Origin of the sequence: Catellatospora sp. KI3 (assembly GCF_029948125.1) — a bacterium.
Taxonomy (GTDB): Bacteria; Actinomycetota; Actinomycetes; order Mycobacteriales; family Micromonosporaceae; genus Catellatospora.
In genome coordinates this window covers 264,470-286,626 of the sequence record NZ_JASAMB010000010.1, presented here as the reverse complement: position 1 = coordinate 286,626, position 22,157 = coordinate 264,470, and the positions used below count along the sequence as shown (strand labels likewise).

The 22,157-nt window shown below is 72.5% G+C and carries 19 protein-coding genes and 1 pseudogene; 9 read left to right on the top strand and 11 right to left on the bottom strand.

Annotated features, from left to right (window positions below; genetic code table 11):
* On the top strand, positions 1 to 252 hold a 252-nt coding region (locus QEZ54_RS18680), incomplete at its 5' end, for a hypothetical protein (RefSeq protein WP_281305918.1).
* Here QEZ54_RS18680 and QEZ54_RS18675 read toward each other — a convergent pair.
* A complete protein-coding gene (locus QEZ54_RS18675) occupies positions 221 to 805 on the bottom strand; it encodes a cadmium resistance transporter (protein WP_281305917.1) in 585 nt (194 codons plus the stop codon). The genes QEZ54_RS18680 and QEZ54_RS18675 overlap by 32 nt on opposite strands.
* Positions 806 to 1,013: 208 nt before the next feature.
* On the opposite strand from QEZ54_RS18675, the gene QEZ54_RS18670 reads away from it, so the two are divergent.
* Positions 1,014 to 2,948, top strand: a complete 1,935-nt coding sequence (locus QEZ54_RS18670) for a M28 family metallopeptidase (protein ID WP_281305927.1) — start codon at positions 1,014 to 1,016, stop codon at positions 2,946 to 2,948.
* 135 nt (positions 2,949 to 3,083) lie between these two features.
* Here the strand turns inward: QEZ54_RS18670 and QEZ54_RS18665 are convergent, their stop codons facing one another.
* From QEZ54_RS18665 to QEZ54_RS18645, 5 genes are all read right to left on the bottom strand, one after another.
* Positions 3,084 to 3,662 (bottom strand): ATP/GTP-binding protein, encoded by a 579-nt coding sequence (locus QEZ54_RS18665; RefSeq protein WP_281305916.1) that lies wholly within the window; start codon positions 3,660 to 3,662, stop codon positions 3,084 to 3,086.
* Positions 3,643 to 4,002 carry a DUF742 domain-containing protein gene (locus QEZ54_RS18660; RefSeq protein WP_281305926.1) on the bottom strand — a complete coding sequence of 120 codons (360 nt, stop codon included), beginning with the start codon at positions 4,000 to 4,002 and terminating at the stop codon, positions 3,643 to 3,645. The genes QEZ54_RS18665 and QEZ54_RS18660 overlap by 20 nt, the downstream gene beginning before the upstream one ends.
* Positions 4,003 to 4,037: 35 nt before the next feature.
* Positions 4,038 to 4,445 (bottom strand): roadblock/LC7 domain-containing protein, encoded by a 408-nt coding sequence (locus tag QEZ54_RS18655; protein WP_217395592.1) that lies wholly within the window; start codon positions 4,443 to 4,445, stop codon positions 4,038 to 4,040.
* Between the two features lie 45 nt (positions 4,446 to 4,490).
* The gene (locus QEZ54_RS18650; RefSeq protein WP_281305915.1) at positions 4,491 to 6,854 is read right to left on the bottom strand and encodes a nitrate- and nitrite sensing domain-containing protein; all 2,364 of its coding nucleotides are present in this window, start codon (positions 6,852 to 6,854) and stop codon (positions 4,491 to 4,493) included.
* A gap of 202 nt (positions 6,855 to 7,056) precedes the next feature.
* Positions 7,057 to 8,262 carry a M20 family metallopeptidase gene (locus QEZ54_RS18645; RefSeq protein ID WP_281305914.1) on the bottom strand — a complete coding sequence of 402 codons (1,206 nt, stop codon included), beginning with the start codon at positions 8,260 to 8,262 and terminating at the stop codon, positions 7,057 to 7,059.
* Positions 8,263 to 8,417: 155 nt separating this feature from the next.
* On the opposite strand from QEZ54_RS18645, the gene QEZ54_RS18640 reads away from it, so the two are divergent.
* The gene (locus QEZ54_RS18640) at positions 8,418 to 8,975 is read left to right on the top strand and encodes a GNAT family protein (protein WP_281305913.1); all 558 of its coding nucleotides are present in this window, start codon (positions 8,418 to 8,420) and stop codon (positions 8,973 to 8,975) included.
* Positions 8,976 to 9,097: 122 nt separating this feature from the next.
* Here QEZ54_RS18640 and QEZ54_RS18635 read toward each other — a convergent pair whose 3' ends face one another.
* The gene (locus tag QEZ54_RS18635) at positions 9,098 to 10,378 is read right to left on the bottom strand and encodes an MFS transporter (RefSeq protein WP_281305912.1); all 1,281 of its coding nucleotides are present in this window, start codon (positions 10,376 to 10,378) and stop codon (positions 9,098 to 9,100) included.
* Positions 10,379 to 10,491: 113 nt separating this feature from the next.
* On the opposite strand from QEZ54_RS18635, the gene QEZ54_RS18630 reads away from it, so the two are divergent.
* Together QEZ54_RS18630 and QEZ54_RS18625 are read left to right on the top strand one after the other, a co-directional pair.
* Positions 10,492 to 10,974 carry a cation:proton antiporter regulatory subunit gene (locus QEZ54_RS18630; protein WP_281305911.1) on the top strand — a complete coding sequence of 161 codons (483 nt, stop codon included), beginning with the start codon at positions 10,492 to 10,494 and terminating at the stop codon, positions 10,972 to 10,974.
* A gap of 10 nt (positions 10,975 to 10,984) precedes the next feature.
* A complete protein-coding gene (locus tag QEZ54_RS18625; protein WP_281305910.1) occupies positions 10,985 to 12,220 on the top strand; it encodes a cation:proton antiporter in 1,236 nt (411 codons plus the stop codon).
* Between the two features lie 104 nt (positions 12,221 to 12,324).
* On the opposite strand, the gene QEZ54_RS18620 is transcribed toward QEZ54_RS18625, so the two are convergent.
* The 3 genes from QEZ54_RS18620 to QEZ54_RS18610 all read right to left on the bottom strand — a co-directional run bounded on the left by QEZ54_RS18620 (position 12,325) and on the right by QEZ54_RS18610 (position 14,969).
* Positions 12,325 to 13,002, bottom strand: coding sequence for a LysM domain-containing protein (locus tag QEZ54_RS18620; protein ID WP_281305909.1), 678 nt, complete (start codon positions 13,000 to 13,002; stop codon positions 12,325 to 12,327).
* Positions 13,003 to 13,231: 229 nt separating this feature from the next.
* Positions 13,232 to 13,498 carry a hypothetical protein gene (locus tag QEZ54_RS18615; RefSeq protein WP_281305908.1) on the bottom strand — a complete coding sequence of 89 codons (267 nt, stop codon included), beginning with the start codon at positions 13,496 to 13,498 and terminating at the stop codon, positions 13,232 to 13,234.
* Positions 13,499 to 14,105: 607 nt separating this feature from the next.
* The gene (locus QEZ54_RS18610; RefSeq protein WP_281305907.1) at positions 14,106 to 14,969 is read right to left on the bottom strand and encodes a helix-turn-helix transcriptional regulator; all 864 of its coding nucleotides are present in this window, start codon (positions 14,967 to 14,969) and stop codon (positions 14,106 to 14,108) included.
* 94 nt (positions 14,970 to 15,063) lie between these two features.
* On the opposite strand from QEZ54_RS18610, the pseudogene QEZ54_RS18605 reads away from it, so the two are divergent.
* Positions 15,064 to 16,347 (top strand): annotated as a pseudogene (locus QEZ54_RS18605) (alpha-L-fucosidase); the annotation flags it as partial.
* Positions 16,348 to 16,412: 65 nt separating this feature from the next.
* On the opposite strand, the gene QEZ54_RS18600 reads toward QEZ54_RS18605, so the two are convergent.
* Positions 16,413 to 17,624, bottom strand: coding sequence for an MFS transporter (locus tag QEZ54_RS18600; RefSeq protein ID WP_281305906.1), 1,212 nt, complete (start codon positions 17,622 to 17,624; stop codon positions 16,413 to 16,415).
* A gap of 115 nt (positions 17,625 to 17,739) precedes the next feature.
* Here QEZ54_RS18600 and QEZ54_RS18595 point away from each other — a divergent pair, with 115 nt between their 5' ends.
* The 3 genes from QEZ54_RS18595 to QEZ54_RS18585 all read left to right on the top strand — a co-directional run bounded on the left by QEZ54_RS18595 (position 17,740) and on the right by QEZ54_RS18585 (position 22,018).
* Positions 17,740 to 18,570 carry a GNAT family N-acetyltransferase gene (locus QEZ54_RS18595; protein ID WP_281305905.1) on the top strand — a complete coding sequence of 277 codons (831 nt, stop codon included), beginning with the start codon at positions 17,740 to 17,742 and terminating at the stop codon, positions 18,568 to 18,570.
* Positions 18,571 to 18,768: 198 nt separating this feature from the next.
* On the top strand, positions 18,769 to 20,994 hold the full coding sequence (locus QEZ54_RS18590) for a germacradienol/geosmin synthase (RefSeq protein ID WP_281305904.1): 2,226 nt from the start codon (positions 18,769 to 18,771) through the stop codon (positions 20,992 to 20,994).
* Between the two features lie 49 nt (positions 20,995 to 21,043).
* Complete coding sequence (locus tag QEZ54_RS18585; protein WP_281305903.1) at positions 21,044 to 22,018, top strand: asparaginase; 975 nt, start codon at positions 21,044 to 21,046, stop codon at positions 22,016 to 22,018.
* Positions 22,019 to 22,157 lie beyond the last annotated feature (139 nt).

Genomic DNA, 22,157 nt, shown 5'->3' with positions numbered 1-22,157 from the left:
TTGGGCCTGGGCGGACGCCCATCCAAGATCAGAGTTAGCGGTCGCAACGTCGCCCGCATGCCACGCTTCGGACCGCAAGCGACGATCATCGCCTTCGCGCGGCGCGAGATCGCCGGGTGCGGCCAGTTCGCGGCCAGAGAGCCTGCGATCGCGCCGCAAGCGACGGTCAACGTCTCGGTGCGGCGCAAGCTCGCTGGCTGTGGTCGGTTCGTGGTCGGGGTCAGACCGGCAGTAGGCCCGACTCGGCGATGATCACGAGGCCGATGAGGATGAAGACGGCCGGGACCAGCCAGTGGCCTGCCTTCTCCAGCAGGGTGACCACGTGGCGGTGGCCGCCGAGCCAGGCGCCGGCCAGGCACCAGACCGCGGTGAGCACCGCGAAGACGGCGATGATGACCGCGCCGGCGGCGAGCCCGGCGGTGCGCAGCACGGGCGTGTAGACGGCGATGTTGTCGGCGCCGTTGGCGATGGTCACCCCGGCCACGGCCCAGGCGGTGCGGGCTGGCACGGCGGGGGCGGCGTCGCGGCGGTTGCGCAGCAGCGTGCGTACGCCCAGAGCCAGCGGCACCAGGCCGAGCAGCCCGACCCACGTCCCCGGCACGACGGCCAGGCCCAGCGCGGCGGCGGCCGAGACGGCGGTGAGCGCGGCGATGCCCGCGTACTGCCCGGCCCAGATCGCGGCCGGGCGCGGCACGCCGGTGGCCCGCGCCGACAGGAACAGGACCGTCAGCACCACGAGGTCGTCGATGTTGGTGCCCGCGAAGACGCCGGCGGCGGCGAACACGGTGGCGGCCAGTTCGTTCACGACGGGCAGCCTACGGGGCGCCCGCCACGGCCCGGCCGCCCGGATCGTTCGCCGAATCAGGGGCGCCGGGGAGCACAGTAAATTTCACCTATTCAAATCTGTCTACCCCATGGCATATCCTCCGCAGGACCGGCAACCCCGGCACCACCGACCGAAGGAGAACGGCGTGAGTAGACACCCGATCCTGCGCGGCCTGGCGACCCTCGCCCTGGCCTGCGCCGCGACGCTCGGTACGGGCGTCCCCGCGCAGTCCGCACCCGCGGCCGCGGCCCTGGCCGTCCCGGACATCTCGCTGACCAACGTCAAGGCGCACCTGCAGCAGTTCCAGAACATCGCCAGCGCCAACGGCGGCAACCGCCGCTCCACCACGGCCGGTTACACCGCGTCGGTGAACTACGTCTACGACAAGCTGGTCGCGGCGGGCTTCACGGTCGTCAAGCAGAGCTGCACGTCGGGCTGCACCTCCGGCGCCGGTCCGAACGTGATCGCGGACTGGCCGGGCGGCGACGCCAACAGCGTCTACATGTTCGGCGCCCACCTCGACGGCGTATCGGCCGGGCCCGGCATCAACGACAACGCCTCGGGTTCGTCGACCATCCTGGAGATGGCCCTCACGCTGGCCGCCACCAACCCGACGATGCTCAACCACGTGCGGTTCGGCTGGTGGACCGATGAGGAGCAGGGCCTCAACGGCTCGGAGTTCTACGCCAACAACCTGTCGTCGACCGAGCGCGCCAAGATCAAGGCGTACTTCAACTTCGACATGGTCGCCTCGACCAACGGCGGGTACTTCATCAACCGCATCACGTCGGCCCCGGGTCAGGTGCTCAAGCAGTACTACGACACCAACTTCCCGGGCCTGGCACCGGAGGAGAACGTCGAGGGCGCCGGCCGGTCCGACGACGCCTCCTTCAACGCCGTGGGCGTGCAGACCTCCGGCGTCGCCGCCGGCGCCAGCGCCAACAAGACGTCGGCGCAGGTCACCAAGTGGGGCGGCACCACCGGCGACTACGACCCGTGCTACCACTCGTCCTGCGACACGTACCCGAGCAACATCAGCGACACGGTGCTGAACCGCTCCGGCGACGCCGCCGCGTACGCGCTGTGGACGCTGGCCGTCGCCCCGGCCCCGGCCGCCAACGACTTCTCGATCTCCGCCTCGCCCGCCTCGGGCAGCACCACCGCGGGCGGCTCGGTCACCTCGACCATCGGCACCGCGATCACCAACGGCGCCGCGCAGACGGTGAACCTGACCGCCTCCGGGCTGCCCAGCGGGGCCACCGCCTCGTTCAGCCCGGCCTCGATCAGCTCCGGCGGCTCGGCGACGCTGACCGTCAGCACCACCGCGAGCACGCCGACGGGTACGTACCCGGTGACGGTGACCGGCACGGGCACGGACGCGACGCACACCGCGACCTACACGCTGACGGTGGCCGGGCCGCCCGGCTGCACCAGCTCCAACGGCACCGACGTCACCATCGCCGACCTGACCACCGTCGAGTCGTCGATCACGATCTCGGGCTGCTCGGGCAACGCGGGCTCGGCCAGCACGGTCGAGGTGCACATCGTGCACACGTACCAGGGCGACCTGGCGGTGAACCTGATCGCGCCGGACGGCAGCGCGTACGTGCTGCACAACCGGACCGGCGGGTCGGCCGACAACATCGACCAGACCTACACGGTGAACCTGTCCTCGGAGGTCGCCAACGGCACCTGGAAGCTGCGGGTGCAGGACGCGGCGTCGGGCGACGTCGGCTACCTCAACTCGTGGACGCTGAGCCTGGGCGGGACGCTGCCGCCGTCGTGCGGCGGGACCAACGGCACCGACGTCACCATCCCGGACAACACCACGGTGAACAGCCCGATCACGGTGTCCGGGTGCACCGGGACGGCGTCGGCGGCCTCGACGGTCGAGGTGCACATCGTGCACACGTACAAGGGCGACCTGGTGGTGAGCCTGATCGCGCCGGACGGCAGCGCGTACGTGCTGTCCAACCGGGCGGGCGGGTCGGCCGACAACATCGACCAGACCTTCACCGTCAACCTGTCCAGCGAGACCCGCAACGGCACCTGGAACCTGCGGGTACAGGACGCGGCGAGCAACGACACCGGGTACATCAACTCCTGGACCCTGACGCTGTAACCGCGCCCCCGAAAGACTCCGCGGCCCCGGGCATCGCACCGCCCGGGGCCGCGGTCTGCTCTCCACCGCAGGAGTTGAGAAGGGGCCCTTCTACTACGGAAAGCGATAAGAAGGGGCCCTTCCTTCGCCTGAGGCTCAGGCGGGCTGGGGCGCGGCCATCACGTGCTCCAGCAGCGCCACCAGGATCTCCTTGACGGAGTCGCGGCGGCGCGCGTCGCACAGCCGCACCGGGACGTGCGGGTCCAGGTTCAAGGCCTGCTCGACCTCGTCGGGGCGGTATACCTTGGCGCCGTCGAAGCAGTTCACCGCCACCACGAACGGCATGCCGCGCTGCTCGAAGTAGTCGATCGAGCCGAACGCGTCCTCCAGGCGGCGGGTGTCGGCCAGCACCACCGCGCCGATCGCGCCGTGGGCCAGTTCGTCCCACACGAACGCGAAGCGCTGCTGGCCGGGGGTGCCGAACAGGTACAGCACCAGCTCCGAACTGATCGTGATCCGCCCGAAGTCCAGCGCCACCGTGGTGGTGTTCTTTCCCTCCACCCCGGACACGTCGTCCACGCCGACGCTCTCGTCGGTGAGGTACTCCTCTGTCAGCAGCGGCGCGATCTCACTGATCGTGTCGACGAGAGTGGTCTTGCCCACGCCGAAACCGCCCGCGACCAGAATCTTGAACGCGGACGGCAGTGACGCTGTGTCAGAGTGCTCGGATCCCATCGATGACCGCCCTGAGGATGTCCTGGGTTGGCAGATGCCTGAGGTCCACCGGCGGTCGCCGGCGGATGAGTCGCCGCTGCGCCAGATCGGCCAGCAGCACGCGTACGGTTCCCGCGGGCAGGCGCAGCCGCGCGGCGACCTCCGCCACCGACTGCGGCCGCTGGCAGAGCCGGATGATCTCGGCCAGTTCGGTGCCCATGCCCACGTCCACCGAGAGCATCGGCCTGGTCGCCACCACCAGCTCGATCAGGTCGAAGTCGCCCTGCTCGGGGCGGGTGCGGCCGCCGGTCATCGCGTACGGGCGCACCACCGGCCCCGCGTCTTCGTCCAGCCACCGCATGCCCTCCGGCACCGGTTCGACCGCTTCGGCGGCGCTCACGCGCCGCTGCTTCGAACCGGTGCGGTCAGGAACTGGCCAACCCGCACCACCAGCATGGCCATCTCGTAGGCGACCATTCCGGCGTCGGCCTCACGGCTGGCGACCACGGCCAGGCAGGCACCGTTGCCCGCCGCGGTCACGAACAGGAACCCCGAGTCGGTCTCGATGACCGCCTGGCGGACCCTGCCCCGGCCCAGGTGCCGGCCGGCCCCTCTGGCCAGGCCGAACATACTGGCCGCGACCGCCGACAGGTGCTCGGCGTCTTCGCGGCCCACCCCGCTCGATGCGGCCATCATCAGTCCGTCGGAGGACAGGACGATGGCCTTGCGCACCTGGGCCACCCGGTCGACGAAGTCGTCGGCCAGCCACGCCAGGTCGGCCACCGCGCTCGTTGTCTGCTCCACGTGCATCGTGCTTTCCCTTCCGGTGGTTGATCGCCATGACCGGTTTCATGACCGGTCGGCCGGTGGCGGGGGTGGGGCCGCCGGTGGAGATCCGTTTACGGACATGAGGCCCGCCTCGCGGCGGCCCCGTTCGGATCCGCTCTGGAACGACGAGAACAGGGCTCGTACCTGCTCCTCGCGCAGTCCCGGCAGGTCGGCGACGGTGTCAGGACCGTCGTCGTCAATGGGTTCGGCCTCCACCTCGACCGCCTCGTCGGCGGGTGGCGGTGGCGTGGTCGCGGCCTCGGCCGGGTGCGGCGACGGGCGTCGCTGGCGCACCGGCAGGCCGGATACGGTGAACTCGGGCGCGGCCGCGCCGTCGCGCGGGGCCGGAATGCGGGTCGGGCCCGACCCGGCCTGCTCGGCGCCCGGCTCGACCGCGTCCGGCACCGCGGCGGGGCGCGGCTGCGGGGTACGCGGCACGGCCGGCAGGGCGGGCGGCAGTTGCAGCTCGCCGCTGACCTCGTCGTCGGCGAAGGGCCCCTGCGGGGTCCAGCCCTCGGCCAGCAGCGCCGCGGGGATCAGCACCACGGCAGTGGTGCCGCCGCCGCGGCCGTGCTGCAGGCGTACCTGCACGTGGTGGCGCTGGGCCAGCTTGCCGACCACGTACAGGCCCAGGCGCGGGGTGCCGCTGAGCGAGAACTCGACCGGGTGGGCCAGCTGCCCGTTCGCCTCGGCCAGGTCGGCCTCGGTCATGCCCAGCCCGGCGTCGTCGATCTCGATCACGTAGCCGCTGCCCACCGACGAGCCGCCGACGTGCACCTTCGAGTGGCGGGGCGAGAACGACAGCGCGTTCTCCATCAGCTCGGCCAGCAGGTGGATGACGTCGCCGACGGCGTACCCGGCCAGGCCGACGGTCTCGCTGGGGCGCACCTCCAGGCGCGGGTACTCCTCGACCTCGGCGACCGCGCCCCGGATCACGTCGATCATGGGTACGGTGCGCCGCCAGCCCCGACCCGGCACGGCCCCGGCGAGCACGATCAGGTTCTCGGCGTTGCGGCGCATGCGGGTGGCCAGGTGGTCGATCCGGAACAGCTCCTCCAGCTCGGCCGAGTCGTCGGTGCGCCGCTCCATCGCGTCGAGCATGCCCAGCTGCCGGTGCACCAGGGTCTGGCTGCGCCGGGCCAGGCTCAGGAACAGGTCGCGTACGCCGCTGCGCAGCTCGGCCTGCTCGACGGCGGTGCGGATGGCGGTCTCCTGCGCCGCGTTGAACGCCTGGCCGAGCTGCCCGATCTCGTCGCCGCCGAACGCCGCGATGGGCGGCGCCTCGGCGGCCACGTCGACCTCCTCGCCCTGCCGCAGCCGCTGCACCACCCGCGGCAGCCGTACCGTGGCCAGCTCGTTGGCGGCGTCGCGCAGCTGGCGCAGCTGGGCGACGATGGCGCGGGCGGTGGTGATCGACAGCACGATGGAGGCGATGACGGCGATCAGCCCGAGTCCGGCGGCGAGGATCAGCCGCACGATGGTCCAGACGATGGGCCCGCGCGAGCGGTCGATCGCGGCCTCGGCCAGCCTGATGTCGAGGTCGGCGAGTTCGGTCAGGGCCGGGTCGAAGGCCTGGCGCCAGGTCTGCTGCGACACCCCGGGGGCGGCGCCGTCGCGCGCGGACGAGATGACCAGGTCCTCGACCGTACGCAGGCGGGTCAGCGCGGCCCCGGTCAGCACCGGTTCGTAGATCGCGGTGTCGGCGGCCAGGCCCTGGGTGCCGATGGAGCGCACGTAGCGCTGCGCGCCGACCAGCTCGGCGAAGCGGGCCGCGTCGGCGGTGGTGAACCGCCCCGCCGCCAGCACGCCGGACATCACCGCGTCCTCCTGGGACAGCAGCTCGCGGCCGCGCGACACGGTCAGCAGGTGCGACAGCTGGTCGTTGATCTCCGGGTCGTCGAAGCGGGCGATGGTGGCGAAGATCTGGTACGCGACGGCGACCGTGTCGGTGTAGTAGGCGGCGGCCTCGGCGCGGTCCAGGCGGCCGGTGTCCACGCCCATCCGGACCGGGGCGATGCGGTCGAGGTGGCCCAGCAGTTCGGCGATGCGCTGCTCGGCCAGGGGTGAGGCGGCCTGTCCGACCAGGGTGCCGTCCACCGATTCGCGCAGGTCGCGTACCGCGGTGTCGGTCGCCTGCCGGGCGCGCAGCAGGTCCTCGCGGGCCCGGGTGTCCCCGGCCAGCACCACCACCGACAGGCGCCGCTCGGCCTGCAGGTCGGCCACGAGCGCGTCGGTGGGGCGGCCGACGTCCTGGTCGAGGGTGTTGATCCAGAACAGGTTCAGGCCCTCGCGCATGGTCACGAAGGCCGCGAACATCCACAGCGCGGAAAGCGATACCAGCAGGAACACGATCTTGGCCCGCAGGTTCGAGGTCCGGGTACTCATCACCACGCCCCAGCGACATGAGTAGAAGGGTGCCGACCGGCCCGGTCCGCATCTGTTGGTGCCGCCACCGATACGGAAGGTGATCGGCGCAGAGAACTCAACACGACCGAACGGCACCCGTGTCGCACAACGAGTGCGATAAAACGATGAACACCACACTCCAATCACGAGTGTGGTGTTCATCGTGGTGGTGACGGGTGGGTTAGCCCCGCTGGAGGCGGCGCCAGGCGAGCTCGGCCAGCAGCACCGCGCCGTCGGGCACGAGCGAGTCGTCGTAGCGCGCCTCGGGCGCGTGGTTGAGCGGCGCGGTCAGCGGATCGTGCTCCGGCGGGCAGGCGCCCAGGTTGAGGTACGCGCCCGGCACCCGCTCCAGCACGTACGACATGTCCTCCGCGCCCGCCTCCGGGTGGGCCATCCAGGCGAACCGGTCCGCCCCGAACACCTCGGCCACCGTCGCGGCCGCGAAGTCGGCCTCGCCGCCGTCGTTGACCGTCACCGGGTAGCCCGGGACGTACACCGCGTCGGCGGTCAGCCCGTGCGCGGCGGCGATGTTGCTGACCACGTCCTGCACGCCGGTGCGCACCCGCTCGCGGGTCTGCGGCGAGAACGACCGCAGCGTCGCCGAGAACGTCGCCTCGGCGGGGATGACGTTCTCGACCGTGCCCGCGTGGAACGTGCCGACGGTGATCACCGCCGGGTCGAACACGTCGATGCTGCGGGTCACGAACGTCTGCAGCGCCAGCACCATCTCGCAGGCGGCCGGGATCGGGTCGCGGGCGAACTGCGGCGCCGAACCGTGGCCGCCCGCCCCGCGCACCGTCACGTGCAGGCTGTCGGCCGCGGCGAGCATGGTGCCGTGCCGGGTGGTGAACTGCCCGTGCGGCAGCCACCCCGACAGCACGTGCAGGCAGTACGCCCCGACCAGCGGCGTGCCCGCCGCCTCCAGCAGCCCTTCGGCGATCATCGGCTCGGCCCCGCCCGGCCCCTCCTCGCCGGGCTGGAACATGAACACCACGCTGCCGGGCAGCTCGTCGCGTACCGCCGACAGCAGCCGGGCCGCCCCGACCAGCATCGCCACGTGCAGGTCGTGACCGCACGCGTGCATCGCGCCGTCGACCTGGGAGGCGTAGTCCAGGCCGCTCAGCTCGGTGACCGGCAGGCCGTCCATGTCGCCGCGCAGCAGCACCGCCGGGCCGGGACGGCCGCCGCGCAGCACCGCCGTCACCGAGCTCAGCCCGGTGCCGGTGCTGACCTCCAGCGGCAGCCCGGCCAGCGCCTTCAGCACCGTCTCCTGCGTACGCGGCAGGTGCAGGCCGATCTCCGGCTGCCGGTGGATCTCGCGCCGCAGCGCGACCAGCCCTTCGCGCATCGCCTCGACGCTGTCCCGAAACCCCGCTGCCATCGACATGCCGCGCACGCTACCGCCCCCACCCGCCCCGCCGGGAGGGTGCAGTTTCGGGGAAAGTGCCGGAATGCCGGCCCGGATTGCTGCACTTTCCCCGAAACTGCGGCCTGACGAGGCGGATGTGCGCGGGTGGGAACGGTGCGGGTTAGGGTGGGTGGGTGATCGGCGACGTGCTTCCCGTGGTGCCCGGGGTGGTGATGCGGCCGCCGGACCCCGCCGACGCGGAAGCCATCGCGCAGGCGTACCGGCGCAACCGCGAGCACCTGCGCCCCTGGGAGCCGCAGCGCGACGAGGAGTTCTTCACCACCGCCGCCCACGACGCCCGGGTACGCGACCAGCTGGCGCTCGCGGAGGCCGGGCAGATGGCGCCGTGGCTGCTCGACGACGGCGCGCGGGTGCTGGGCGCGGTGACCCTGTCCAACATCATGTTCGGGCCGCTGCGCAGCGCCAACCTCGGCTACTGGGTCGACGCGGAGCAGACCGGGCGCGGCCTGGCCACCGCCGCCGTGGCCGTCGCCTGCCGGATCGCCGACGAGCGGCTGGGCCTGCACCGGCTGCAGGCCGGCACCCTGGTCGACAACGCCGCGTCGCAGCGGGTGCTGACCAAGAGCGGCTTCGAGCACATCGGCACCGCCCGCGACTACCTGCACATCGACGGCCACTGGCGCGACCACGTCCTCTTCCAGAAGATCCTCAACGACCGGCCCGCGTTCTGACGCGTGCCGTCGCGCGCCGTCGCGCGCCGTCGCCGCGAACCGCGCGCTGGGTGCGGTGCAGTTTCGGGGAAAGTGCTGGAATCTTGGCCCCGAATGCTGCACTTTCCCCGAAACTGCACCCACTACGCGGGTGCGGCGGGCGCGGGTGCGGCGGGCGCGGGCGTGGGGCGGTGCGGGGCGTCGATGCGGGTGGGTAGGGTGCGGGACAGGCGCGTCAGCAGGGCGTAGGCGAGGGCGCAGCAGGCGGTCAGGGCCAGCCACGGTACGGCCGGGCCGCGCGCGAGCAGCCAGGCGGCCGCGCCGGGGGTGACCGCCTTGCCGATGTTCCAGGAGAGCTGGTAGACGGCGGTGTAGCGGCCTCGGACCCGGTCCGGCGCGGCGTCGGTGACCAGGCCGACCCCGGTCGGCCCCTCCAGCAGGTTGGCCGCGGTCGTGATCAGCACCGCGCCGAGCAGGCACGGCCCGAGCAGGCTCGCCGGTACGGCGGGCAGCAGCGCGTACGCGAGGAACGAGGCGGCGAAGGCGAGCACCGCCCAGCGCAGCACCCTGGTGCGCCGGTGGCGTTCCAGCAGCCGCCCCACCACGGTCTGGCAGAGCGCGATCAGCACCGTCTCGGCCGTGAACGCCACGCCGACCAGCCACACGGGCCCGTGCAGGACGTCGCCGACGTACACGGCCAGCAGCAGCGCGGGCGTGGCCATCGCCACCACCAGCAGCAGGTTCACCGCGACGAACAGCAGGTACGCCCGATCGGCCAGCACCACCCGGTACGACACGGACTCCACATCGGAGGCTGCCGGAACCGGCCGGGTCGCCGGGTGCCAGGTGCCGACTAGGGCGGCCAGCCCCAGGTAGCTGGCCGCGTTCACGGCGGTGAGCACGGCCAGCCCGGTGCGGCCGGGTGCGGCCACGACCAGCGCGGCGGCCAGCCCGCCGACCGCGAACGCCCCGTTGCGCAGCGCGATCTGGGCGCCGAGCCAGCGCGGCCGGTCGGCTTCGGGCACGACCGCGGCGGTCATCGACCGGTGCGCGACCCAGAACACGGCGTCACCGGCGGCCGCGAGCAGCGCACAGCCGGCGACCTGCCACGCGTGCGCGCACAGCAGGTAGCCGCCGACCCCGGCCGCCTGGGCCAGCCCGCTGCACACGAGGGCGCGGCGCGGCCCGATCCGGTCGGTCAGCGGGCCGGCGGCCACGCCCAGCGGCAGCGCCGCCAGCCGGGCCGCCGTCAGCACCGATCCGATCACGAGCAGTTCCAGCCCGGTCCAGGAGCCGAGGAACAGCAGCAGGAACGGGGCCATCAGGCCGTTGCCGAGGGCGTCCACGGCCAGTGCGGCCAGCAGGCGGCCGTTGCCGCGGGTGCGGGGCAGGCCGAGCCGTCGCGCCAACGTCTGCGAGCTCATGGGACGAGGCTGCGGGTTCAAGTGCGCTTGAGGTCAAGTTCAAGTTTGCCGATATCAGGTGCCGTACGGGTAAGGTGATCGCAAACCAGGACGCCGCACCGGGAGGTTGACCGTTGGACGTCGAGAAGACCGCACTGCCGGGAATCGGCCTGCGCCATGAGTTCCGGACCGCGAAGGGGCAGCACGCGGCTGTCGTCTCGCACGTGTCCGGCCGCCGCGACATCGTCATCTACCACCCGGACGATCCCGATACCGCGGTGGCGGCGCTGTCGCTGACGACCGACGAGGCCAACGGCGTGGCCGAGCTGCTGGGCACGGCCCGGATCGTGGAGCGGCTGGCCGACCTGCGCCGCCAGGTGGTCGGGCTGCTCACGGTCCAGGTGCCGGTGACGGCCGGTTCGCCGTACGACGGCCGCACCCTGGGCGACACCCAGGCCCGCACCCGTACCGGTGCCTCGATCGTCGCCGTGATCCGGGCCGGGGAGATCCTGGCCAGCCCCCGGCCGGACTTCGAGTTCCACCCGGGCGACCTGGCCGTGGCCGTCGGCACCGCCGAGGGCACCGCCGCCGTGACCGACATCCTGAACAACGGCTGAGGGGGCGCCCGTGCACGGAGCCGTCACCCTGATCGAGATCGGGGCGGTCATCCTCGCCCTGGGCCTGCTCGGCGCACTGTCCGTGCGCTTCGGCATCTCTCCGATCCCGCTGTACCTGCTGGCCGGACTGGCGTTCGGCAAGGGCGGCCTACTGCCGCTCGTCTCCACCGAGGAGTTCACCGCCACCGGCGCCGAGATCGGCGTCATCCTGCTGCTGTTCACCCTGGGCCTGGAGTACACGGCCCCCGAACTGGTCGGCACGCTGCGGCACAACGCCCCGGCGGGCCTGGTCGACCTGGTCCTCAACAGCGCCCCGGGCGTCATCACCGCGCTGGTGCTGGGCTGGGGCCCGGTCGCCGCGGTCGCACTGGGCGGCATCACGTACGTCACCTCGTCCGGCATCACCGCCAAGGTGCTGGCCGACCTGAACTGGCTCGGCAACCGCGAGGTGCCGGTGGTGCTGTCGCTGCTGGTCTTCGAAGACCTGACGATGGCCGTCTACCTGCCGATCCTCACCGCCATGCTGGCCGGGGTCGGCTTCGTGGCCGGCCTGACCACGCTCGGCATCGCCGCCGCCACGATCACGGTGATCCTCGTGGTGGCGCTGAAGTTCGGCAAATGGGTGGAGAAGTTCGTCCACTCCCCCAGCGAGGAGGTGCTGCTGCTGAAGGTCCTCGGCCTGACCATCGTGGTCGCCGGGGTCGCCCAGCAGCTGCAGGTGTCGGCGGCGGTCGGCGCGTTCCTGGTCGGCATCGCGCTGTCGGGGCCGCTCGCGCACACCGCCCGGGAGCTGCTGACGCCGCTGCGGGACCTGTTCGCCGCGGTCTTCTTCGTCTTCTTCGGGCTGCAGACCGACCCGGCGCAGCTGCCGCCGGTCATCGGCATCGCGCTGCTGCTGGCGCTGGCCGGTATCGCCACCAAGCTGGCCACCGGCTGGTGGGCGGCGCGCCGGGCGGGCATCCACGCGGCGGGCCGGCTGCGGGCCGGGGTGGCGCTGCTGCCCCGGGGCGAGTTCAACATCGTCATCGCGGGTCTGGCCGTCGCGGCGGGCATCAACCCGCGGCTCGGTCCGCTCGCGGCGGCGTACGTGCTGATCCTCGCCGTCCTCGGCCCGCTGATCGCCCGCGGCATCGAACCGCTGGTCCGCCGCCTGGCCCAGCGCCGCCGCCCGGCCGCCGAACCCGCGGCGGAATCCCCCGCCCTGCCCCTCCACACCCCCACGCACCACCCCGCCACCTCCCCCTGACCCGCCCCCTCCGCCGCACCCCACCGCCCCGGAGGTAAGGAAGGGTCCCTTCTTATCGCTTTGCGTAGAAGAAGGGACCCTTCCCAACAGGTGTACCGATGCCGTCAGGTGATGCGCAGGCGCCAGCCGATCTCGATGCGGTCGGGGTCGGTGATCCGCGGGTTGAGGCGGCACAGCTCCAGCACCGTGGTCCCGAAGCGGTTCGCGATCGCGGTGAGGGTGTCACCCGCCTTGACGGTGTAGCGCTTGCTGGCCGCGCCCGCCGCCTTCTTCGCGGGCGCCTTCCTCGCGGTCGTCTTCTTGGCGGTGGTGGTGCGCCGAGCCCGGGTGCCCTTGACCTGGTCCCCGTACTTGCGCTCCAACCGGGCCAGCACCTCGTCGGCCTGCGCCGCCGACATCGCCAGGTGTACGTGGTCGGCGTGCGCGGCGTCGGTGGCGGCGCCGTACGAGGAGATCCGTTCGCCGTTCTTGACATAGAAACCGTCGTCGTCGGCGAACGGCGTCGTGTGGATCAGCTCGACGCACTGGTCGTGGAACTCGTCCTCGATCCACTTGGCCAGGTCGCGGCCCGCCGCCGCCTGCGCGCCCACCCCGAAGTCGACCGCCGCCGTCGGCGAGCCCTGATGGCTCAGCCCGTAGTGGTGGCTGGAGCCGCCATGATCGCCCTCCATGCCGGAGCTGACGCACAGATCGCGCTTCTTCGGATAGTACTTCTCGAAGATCGACAGGATCTTCTCCCCCGTCGGCCCGGTCCGCACGTTGTGCCAGCGCTTGATGGGCATGGCGAACCACCCCCTCCGCGCCCAGTCTAGGACCCCCACCCCGCCCCCACCCCGACATCCGGTTGATCATGAACTTATGGACGTGTTCGACGGCGTGTCCCCACCTCGGGACCGTGATCACCTCACCCGCGACGGGACCTCGCCTGATCTGGCCGCACCGGAAACCGCGATCTCCGGCTGGCCGTCACCGCAAGATCGCTGTCGGTGGACAAAGGGGCCAGCTCGCCGGTCATTCCGACCGCAGGGAGTGACTTTGAGGCAGCAGGCGGTGGTGATCGTCGACGGCGGTCGCCACCGGCAGCGGCGGCGGGAAGGTGGACTTCAGTGGCAGGGGCCTGCAGCGTTGTGCTCCGAGATCGCGATCTTCAACACCGCCGTCGCCGATGATCGTCGCCAATGGGCAGAAGAGAGGTTTCGGCAGGTCGGCCACGCAGTGTTCTGACCATCGATCGCGATCTTCGACAGCGGCCCACCACAGATCGGCGCTTGCGGTCACTTTGTGGCCCTCAAGCTTGCGTTCTGACCGCCGGCGTCGATCATCGAACCGGAGGCCGAAGATCAGAGGCCGGAGCCAGCGACCGGGGCAGGAGCCGCAGTCAGGATCTCGGCATCGGGGGCGAGCCGGGAACCGGCACCCGGATCGGATCGCGGCGCGGAACGCTGACGATCGCGACACCCAGGGGCGGACCGCGGCGCGGAACCGCAGGTGATCGCGCCACCCGGAGGCGGACCGCAGCGCGGAACCGCAGGTGATCGCGCCACCCGGAGCCGGACCGCAGCGCGGAACCGCAGGTGATCGCGCCACCCGGAGGCGGACCGCAGCGCGGAACCGCAGGTGATCGCGCCACCCGGAGGCGGACCGCAGCGCGGAACCGCAGGTGATCGCGCCACCCGGAGGCGGACCGCAGCGCGGAACCGCAGGTGATCGCGCCACCCGGAGGCGGACCGCAGCGCGGAACCGCAGGTGATCGCAGCATCCGGGTTGGGCCGAGGCGCCGGACCGCTGGCGCTCGCGGCGCCCGGGGGCGGTCTGTTGCGCGAGCCGCTGGTGATCACGGTGCTGGGGTGGGGACACGCCGTCGAACACGTCCATAAGTTCATGATCAACGGAGCAGAGGCAGAGGCAGCGGCAGAGGTGGGGGTGGGGGTGGGGGTGGGGGTGGGGGTGGGGGTGGGGGTGGGGGGCGGAGGGTGCGGGGGGAGGCGCCGAGTTCGCGGCGGCAGGCTTTGTTGAAGGCCTGGAGGTCGGGGAGGCCGACCAGGGCGGCGATGGCGGCGATGGAGAGGGTGGAGCGGCGGAGCAGGTGTTCGGCGCGGGTCAGGCGGCGGCGGCGCAGGTACGCCACCACGGTGTCGCCGGTTTCCGCTCGAAAAAGCCTGGTCAGGTGGTTGTGCGAGACGCCGGCGTGCCGGGCGATCTCCGGCACCGTCAGCGGTTCGGCCAGGTGCAGCTCGATGTGGGCGGTCGCGGCGGCCACCGCGGGATGCGGGCCGCCGGGCGCGGCCGCCGCCGGGCCGGGCAGCCGGCCGATCCGCCACAGCAGCGCCCACACCTCGGCGTCGGCGTGCGCGCCGTCGCGCGGCGCGACGGCCAGGGCCTGGCTGAACAGGTCGCGCAGCGCCGGGGTCCGGTCGGCGGCGTCCTGCATCACCGGTACGGACAGCGCCGGGCCCCCGAGCGGCAGCCGCAGGTGGGCATACAGGTGCTCGGACCGTCCCCGGTAGCGGAAGGCGACCTCGTGCCCCGGCGGGATGAGGCTGACGTGACCGGGGCGGATCTCGTGGGTCAGCCCGCCGAGGGTGAGCTCGCCGTGGTAGCCGTACAGGTGCAGCTGCCACAGGTCCGGCAGCAGGAACACGTCGCGTACGCTGCCGACCCCGTGCACGCCGACGCCGATGTTGACCACGCGCGGCGGCTCGTGCAGCCGGAGCCGCACCCGGGCACCGCCCGGTTCCAGGTCCGGCATGGTGAAAATCTACCAGCAGTGGTGATTACGACCCACGCTCGGCGGCGCTGCGGCCGCATAGCCTCTCCACGTCACCGACCACCGGCAACACACCTGGAGACACGTCAACGTGGCGATGCAGCCGTGGTTCACCGAGGCCAAGCTCGGCATCTTCATCCACTGGGGGATCTACGCCGTCGACGGCACGCTGGAGTCGTGGGCCTTCTACGCCGGCGACGTGCCCCACGAGCAGTACATGCGCCAGACCGCCGGGTTCACCGCCGCCGGGTACGACCCGAGGGCGTGGGCGGAGCTGTTCGCGCGGGTCGGCGCCCGTTACGCGGTGCTCACCTCCCGCCACCACGACGGCGTCGCGCTGTGGGACACCGGGCACGGCGACCTGAACGTCGTCCGGCACACCCCGGCGGGGCGCGACCTGCTCGGGCCGTACGCCGAGGCGCTGCGCGAGCACGGCCTCAAGGTCGGCTTCTACTACTCGCACTCGGACTGGAACCACCCGCTCTACCCGTCGGTGCGCTCGCAGGGGCGGGCGCCGTGGGTGAACGAGAGCCGCTGGGTGGCCCCGCAGGACGGCGCCCCCGACGACGAGCAGGCCTGGCAGCGGTACCTGGACTACCGGGACGCGCAGGTCGGCGAGCTGGTCGACCGGTTCCACCCCGACCTGCTGTGGTTCGACGGCGAGTGGGAGCGCAGCGAGCAGCAGTGGCGGCTGGCCCCGCTGGCCGAGCGGATCCTGACGGCCGACCCGCGTACGGTGCTCAACGCGCGGATGCTGTCCTACGGCGACTACGCGACCCCGGAGCAGGGGCTGCCGATGCGGGCGCCGGACGGCCCGTGGGAGCTGTGCCTGACCGTCAACGACAGCTGGGGTTTCCGGCACTCCGACACCAACTTCAAGTCGGTCGGGCAGCTGGTGCGCTACTTCGCCGAGACGATCGGGCTGGGCGGGAACCTGCTGCTGGACGTGGGTCCGACGGCGGCCGGGGTGATCCCGCCGGAGCAGGTGGAGCGGCTGGAGGGCCTGGGCGCCTGGATCGCCCGGCACGCCGACGCGGTGTGGGGCACGGTCGCCGGGCTGCCGGCCGGGCACCACTACGGCCCGAGCACCCGTTCGGCCGACGGCCGCACGCTGTACCTGATCTGCTTCGGCTCCCCCGGCGAGCTGGCGGTAAAGGGCCTGCGTACGGCGGTGAAGCGGGCGTACGTGCTGGGGACCGGGGCGGAGCTGGGGCACCGGGTGACCGGCGGCCACGGCGAGGTACCCGGCGTGACCTGGATCGACGCCCCGTCCGAGGCTGATGTGGACCCCCACGCCACGGTCATCGCAGTGGAACTCGCCGCCGACCTCGACCTCTACGACGGCCAAGGCCGCAACTGACGCACGCCGTTAAGAAGGGGCCCTTCTGCTACGGAAAGCGATAAGAAGGGTCCCTTCCTTTCGGACTAGGCGGGGGCGGCGACGGCCCGGCGGGTGGCCGCCCAGCTCACCACCGGTGGGACGGCGGCGGCGAGGGTGGCGAACAGCACCGCCAGGACCGCCCAGCCGGCGACGCCGTGGTCGAGCACCAGCCAGGTCAGCAGCGCCGGGGCGAGCATCCGGCCGAACTGCGCGCCCATGCTGTAGGTCGCCTGGTACTGCCCCTGCGCGTGGGCCGGGGCCAGACCGAACGAGATGCCCCAGCCGCCCGCCGACTGGCGCAGCTCGCCGACGACGTGCACCAGCGCCCCGGCGATGAGCAGGGCGACCGCGGCCCAGGTCGGGGCTGCGGCGCTGGCGGCGAAGATGAGGCAGGCGCCGCCGACGAACAGGCCGGCGCTGCGGGTGGCGCGGGCGGCGCCGTCGAGCTGCTCGGTGCCCCGGGCGGCGCGGACCTGCCAGGCGACCACCATGGTGGTGTTGACCAGCAGCAGCACCGCGGCGAGCCAGGCGGGCGCGTCGGTGTGCGTGACGATCCACAGCGGCAGGACCACGTTGAGGATGTCGAAGTGCATCGACATCAGCCCGTCCAGGGCGACGAAGGCCAGGTAGGGCCGGTCGCGCAGGGCGACCAGGCGGGGGCCGTGCCCGGCGGGCACCGGCGCCACGGCAGGCAGGCGGGTGCCGACCAGGGCGGCGGCGGCGAAACTGACCGCGTTGCCGACGATCACCAGCCGGTACGCCGTCGGCGTGTCCGCGGCGAGGGCGACCCCGGCCAGCGCCGCCCCGACCGAGATGCCGACGTTGGTGGTGGCGCGCAGGTAGGCGCGGGCGCGTACCCGCTGGTCGGCGGGGATGACGCCAGCGATGAGGGCGCCCCGGGCGCCGCGCTGCCCGGCGTCGGCCAGCGCGGTCAGCGCCGCGACCGCGACGAAGGCGCCGAACGTGCGTACCGGCAGCATCGCGGCGGTGAGCAGCGACAGCGCCGCGAAGCAGGCGATCTGCATGCGGCGCGGGCCGAAGCGGTCGGCCAGGTAGCCCATGGGGGTGCTGGCCAGGACGCAGACGGCGGTGGCGGCGGTGAGCCCGAACCCGACCTCGCGCGGGCTGAAGCCGACGACGCGGGTGAGGTAGAGGACGTTGACAGTGAGCCAGAGCCCGTTGCCCGCCGTGTTGATCAGCGTGACGAGGTTCAGCGTGCGGGCAGGTCCCGGCGGCGGCAGCAGTCTCTGGATCATGCCGCCGATTTAACAGTACGTACGTACGGTTTGTAAATTGGAACTGGTGTGACCTGGAGCTCAGGCGCCGGAAACAGAGATGACGGCCAGGCGGCGGGGATGAAAACATCCGCGGGTGAGCTACGACGTGGTGCGCCTGACCCTGGCCGACCTGCCCGGCTGCCTGGCCCTGGCCGCCGACCGGGACTGGCTGGACGAGCCGGGCAAGTGGCGGTTCCTGTTCGCGGTCGGCGAGGTCTACGGCATCCGCGACGGCGGCGAGCTGGTCGGCACCACGATCCTCACCCGGTACGGCAGCGGCATGGCCGCGATCAGCATGGTGCTGGTCGCCGCCCGACTGGGCGGGCGCGGCCTCGGCCGGCGGTTGATGGAGCACGCGCTGGCGCAGGCCGGTACGGCCACGGTCATCCTGGACGCCACCGCGCAGGGCCGTCCGCTCTACGAGAAGCTCGGCTTCACCGCGCTGGGCACGCGGCACGTGCACGCCGGCGTCTTCGACCCGGGCGCCGACGCGGCCGCCGCCACGGTGTCCCGCGCGGCGACCGCGGCCGACCTTCCCGCGATCACCCGTCTGGACACCCGGGCCATGGGTGCCGAGCGCACCGGCGTGATGCGCCTGCTTCCGGAGTTCAGCAGCAGCCTGCGGGTGATCGAGCGGGACGGCGAGGTCACCGGGTTCGCGGGGGCCTGGCCCAACACCGACCGGCTGATGGTCGGCCCGGTGGTGGCCGGGTCCGACGCCGACGCGCTGGCCCTGATCACCGAGACGGTCGGCGGCACCGACGAGCGGGTCCGGGTCGACTTCGACGAGCGCCGCCCGCACCTGCGCGAGTGGGCCACCGCGCACGGCCTGGCCGAGCGCTTCACCTGCACGATCATGGCGTACGGGCCGGCGCGCGGCGACCGTGCGATCCACTACAGCCCGCTCATGCAGGCCCTCGGCTGATCCACTTCGGGGGCGCGAGCTGGCGATTTCCATTTCGGACGGTGAGCGTCCATCATGGCCGCATCGTCGCCCGTGTCACGGCCGCGGGGTCGTTCGTTGGGCGGGCAGGCGATCAGCGCCAGGAGACATCTACCCAGAAGTCCGTTTTATCGGTAATGTCGTGCTGGCTACGCCGCCCCCGACCCGTCAGGAGCCGCAATGCCAGCGTTCGACCTGCCCGAGTTCTATCTGCCCTACCCGGCCCGGCTGAACCCGCACGAGCAGCACGCCCGTGACCACTCCAACGCCTGGGCGAAGGAGATGGGGATGCTCGACGCCGTCGGGCCGACGGGCAGCCTGGTATGGGACGCCGAGCGCCTCAACCGGCACGACTACGGGCTGATGTGCGCCTACACCCACCCCGACTGCGACGAGCCCACCCTCGACCTGGTCACCGACTGGTACGTGTGGGTCTTCTTCTTCGACGACCATTTCCTGGAGATGTTCAAGTACTCCGGGGACCTGGCCGGGGCGCAGGCCTACCTGGACCGGCTCGGCCGGTTCATGACCGAGCCCGGCCAGACCCCGCCCGAGCCGGAGAACCCCGCCGAGGCGGGGCTGGCCGACCTGTGGGCGCGCACCATACCGGCCATGTCGGACGGCTGGCGGCGGCGCTTCGTCGCCAGCACGCACAACCTCATGGTCGAGTCCATGTGGGAGCTCGACAACATCAACCGGCACCGCATCGCCAACCCGATCGAGTACATCGAGATGCGGCGGCGGGTCGGCGGCGCCCCCTGGTCGGCCAACCTGGTCGAGTACGCGGCCGGGGCCGAGATCCCCGAGCACCTGGCCGCGCTGCGGCCGCTGCGGGTGCTGTGCGACACCTTCGCCGACGCGGTCCACCTGCGCAACGACCTGTTCTCGTACCAGCGGGAGGTAGCCGAGGAGGGCGAGAACTCCAACGCGGTGCTGGTGCTCGAACGCTTCCTCGACCTGCCCGCCCAGCGGGCCGCCGACCTGGTCAACGAGCTGCTGACGTCCCGGCTGCGCCAGTTCGAGCACACCGCGCTGACCGAGCTGCCGCAGCTGCTGGCCGAGCAGGGGGTGCCGCTGGAGGACCAGCTCGCCGTCGCCCTGTACGCCAAGGGCCTGCAGGACTGGCAGGCGGGCGGGCACGAGTGGCACGCCCGGTCCAGCCGCTACCAGAAGCCGCGCGAGCGCAACGCCGCCGACCTCAGCGGCCGCCCGGTGGGGCTGGGCACCGCCGCCGCCTGGCCGGGCCAGCTCGCCCCCGGGGTGCGCACGTTCCTGGTGCAGCACGCGCACGTGCCGGTCGGGCGGACCGTGGGGCACCTGCCGCTGCCGCCGCTGCACATGCCGTACCCCCATCGGACCAGCCCGCACCTGGCCCAGGCCCGGCGGCACGTGCTGGCCTGGAGCGAGCGGATGGGCTTCTTCGAGCCCGCGCCCGGCGACGGCCCGGTCACGGTCTGGGACGCGGGCCTGCTCGCCGGGTACGACCTGGCCCACTGCGCCGCGATGATCCATGTGGACGCCGAGCCGGAGCAGCTGGAGCTGTCCGCCGACTGGCTGTCCTGGGGCACCTACGGCGACGACCTCTACCCGGTGCGCTTCGGCCGCACCCGGGACCTGGCCGGGGCCCGCGCCCAGACCGCCCGGCTGGCGCTGTTCATGCCGCTGGACGGCGCGGCCATGCCCGAGCCGGTCACCCCGCTGGAGCGCGGGCTGGCCGACCTGTGGCTGCGCACGGCCGGGCCGATGAGCCCGAACGCGAGGGCCAGATTCCGCACCTCGGTGGTCGACATGGTCGCGTCCTGGGTGTGGGAGCTGGAGAACCAGGCGTTCAACCGGGTGCCCGACCCGGTGGACTACGTGGAGATGCGCCGGGCCACCTTCGGCTCCGACATGACCATGGGCCTGGCCCGGCTCGCCCACGCCGACCTGGTCCCCGACGAGCTGTTCGAGCACCGGGTGCTGCAGCAGCTGGAGCACGCCGCGCAAGACTACGCCTGCTTCACCAACGACCTCTACTCGTACCAGAAGGAGGTGCAGTACGAGGACGAGGTGCACAACATGGTGTTCGTGGTGGAGCGGTTCCTCGGCTGCGACCCGTACGCCGCCCGCGACGTGGTCGCCGACCTGATGAACCAGCGCATGCGCCAGTTCGAGCACCTGGACTCGGTCGAGCTGCCCCAGCTGTACCGGCAGCTGGACCTGTCGGCCGAGGTGCGCGACCGGCTGGACCGGTACGCCGGGCAGCTCAAGGACTGGATGTCGGGCATCCTGGTCTGGCACGACACCTGCATCCGGTACGGCGAGCACGAGCTGCGCGCCCGCCACGAACCGGTCCCCGCCCTGCCGTCGTTCAGCGGCCTGGGCACCGACGCCGCCCGGATCCTGCAGACGCTGGCAGGCGCCTGAGCAGACCCCGGGTGGACCACGTGGCGGACGGCGCGATAGGAGTTCTGACATGACCACACGGCTGCTGCTGCTGGCGTTGAAGGACACCTACGCCCACACCCACCACGGCGAGCGGCCGGCCGTCGCCAGCGCCCACGAGCTGCTGGAGGCGGCCGGCCCGGCCCCCGCGGGCGTCCACGTCACGCCGGTGGACGTGATGGCCGAGCCGAGCTGGGACATCTCCCCCACCACCATGCTGGCGCTGGCCCGCCGGGTACGCGGCGCGCTACTCGACGACGGCTACCACGGCGTCGTCGTCGCCCACGGCCCGGACACCCTGGAAGAGAGCGCCTACCTGGCGGACCTGCTCGCCGGACCGGCGGCCGAACGCGGCCCGATCATCTTCACCGGCGGCCAGCGGCGCCTGGACGACCCCGACGCCGACGCGCCCGGCAACCTCGCCGACGCGCTCACCGCGGCCGCCGAACCCGGGCTGACCGGGGCCGGAGTGCTCGTCTGCGCGGCGGGCGAGCTGCACACCGCCCGCCTGGCGACCCTCGTCGACGCCGACCGGGTGGCCCTGTTCGGCTCCGGCCAGACCGGGCCGCTCGGCCAGGTCATCGGCGCCAAGGTCGAGCTGCTCAACCCGGTGCCGCCCCGGCCCCCGGCCGTGTCCGGCGACCCCGAACCCGACGTGGCTCTGATCACGACGTACCCGGGGATGGAGCCTGGGCTGCTCAACGCGGCCGTCGACGCCGGCGCCCGAGGCGTGGTGCTGGCCGGGACCGGGGCGGGCAACATCCCGGTCGGCCTGTTCAGCACCGTCAGCGAACTCGTCGGCTGGGACATCCCGGTGGTGGTCGCCTCGCGCAGCGGCACCGGACCTGCGGCCCTGACCGACCTGCCGCCCGGCATCGGCCTGTCCGCCGGGATCGGCGCGATCGGCGCCCGCGGCCTGTCCCCGGTCAAGGCCCGGGTGGCGCTGATGGCCGCCCTCGGCGGCGGCGGCGTCGACGCCGTACGCGACTGGTTCGCCCGCCTCTGACCCCGCCCGCACCCCCGCCCCCGCCCCCCGCCGCCGCTTCGCACCGTGAGCGCAGTTTCGGGGAAACTGCGCGAATCTCGGGCGATATTCGTGCACCTTCCCCGAGACTGCAGCGACCAGACCACCGGGAGGGGCGAGC

Excerpts from the sequence above, each read along its gene's own strand:
- QEZ54_RS18635 (WP_281305912.1), bottom strand. The coding sequence starts at position 10,378 with ATGAGCTCGCAGACGTTGGCGCGACGGCTCGGCCTGCCCCGCACCCGC.
- QEZ54_RS18650 (WP_281305915.1), bottom strand. The coding sequence starts at position 6,854 with ATGAGTACCCGGACCTCGAACCTGCGGGCCAAGATCGTGTTCCTGCTG.
- QEZ54_RS18620 (WP_281305909.1), bottom strand. The coding sequence starts at position 13,002 with ATGCCCATCAAGCGCTGGCACAACGTGCGGACCGGGCCGACGGGGGAG.
- QEZ54_RS18610 (WP_281305907.1), bottom strand. The coding sequence starts at position 14,969 with ATGCCGGACCTGGAACCGGGCGGTGCCCGGGTGCGGCTCCGGCTGCAC.
- QEZ54_RS18645 (WP_281305914.1), bottom strand. The coding sequence starts at position 8,262 with ATGTCGATGGCAGCGGGGTTTCGGGACAGCGTCGAGGCGATGCGCGAA.
- QEZ54_RS18665 (WP_281305916.1), bottom strand. The coding sequence starts at position 3,662 with ATGGGATCCGAGCACTCTGACACAGCGTCACTGCCGTCCGCGTTCAAG.
- QEZ54_RS18660 (WP_281305926.1), bottom strand. The coding sequence starts at position 4,002 with ATGCGGTGGCTGGACGAAGACGCGGGGCCGGTGGTGCGCCCGTACGCG.
- QEZ54_RS18585 (WP_281305903.1), top strand. The coding sequence starts at position 21,044 with ATGACCACACGGCTGCTGCTGCTGGCGTTGAAGGACACCTACGCCCAC.
- QEZ54_RS18600 (WP_281305906.1), bottom strand. The coding sequence starts at position 17,624 with ATGATCCAGAGACTGCTGCCGCCGCCGGGACCTGCCCGCACGCTGAAC.
- QEZ54_RS18590 (WP_281305904.1), top strand. The coding sequence starts at position 18,769 with ATGCCAGCGTTCGACCTGCCCGAGTTCTATCTGCCCTACCCGGCCCGG.